Raw genomic sequence first — 660 nt, forward strand, 5'->3', positions numbered from 1 at the left:
GATCAATCGCCTCTGTGGTTTCGGCCTTGTCGGCCTCATCCAGCTCGGCCAGATACTGAGCGATGCGCTTATCCAGTTTCTCTTCCTGACGTTTGAGCTGCTTCAAATTCATATGACGCCGCGAGGACGCCACCGCCTGAAATTTGCTGCCGTCGATGGCCACCAACTCACCGGCGATCAGACCGGCTGTGCGGCAAAACCGAACAAAGGCACGGCACGTCGCCACAAAGGCGAGTTTGTTGTTTTTGCGAAAGTCGGCGATGGTCTTGAAGTCAGGTTTGAGCCGATTGATCAGCCACATCACTTCGATGTTGCGCTGGCATTCGGCTTCAAGCCGCCGCGATGAGCGAATCCGCTGGAAATAGCCATAAAGGTAGAGTTTGAGCTGGTCGGCGGGGTCATAAGACGGGCGGCCGGTGCTTTTGGGCAACGCTTTATCAAAGCCCAGTTGCACCAGATCCAGCCTGGCGACATAGAGATCAATGACGCGAACGAGGTGATCCTCGGGGATCAATTCCTCCAACGAGACCGGGAACAGACTGGTCTGGCTGCGGGACTCTCCTTGGATATAGGCCATAACGAAAAATGCTCCGTATCTTTCGATACGGAGCATTTTCTTTGAGCGCTGCGCAGATTGCTAGGTTTTCACACAGTCTGCGA

1 protein-coding gene is annotated in these 660 nt (G+C 54.5%); it reads right to left on the minus strand.

Annotated features, from left to right (window positions below; all coding sequences use genetic code 11):
- Window positions 1–577, minus strand: a 577-nt coding sequence (locus ACI77I_RS32075) for a transposase (RefSeq protein WP_407000221.1), incomplete at its 3' end; no start/stop codon positions are given.
- Window positions 578–660 lie beyond the last annotated feature (83 nt).

The organism is Pseudomonas sp. D47 (assembly GCF_045447305.1).
Classification (GTDB): domain Bacteria; phylum Pseudomonadota; class Gammaproteobacteria; order Pseudomonadales; family Pseudomonadaceae; genus Aquipseudomonas.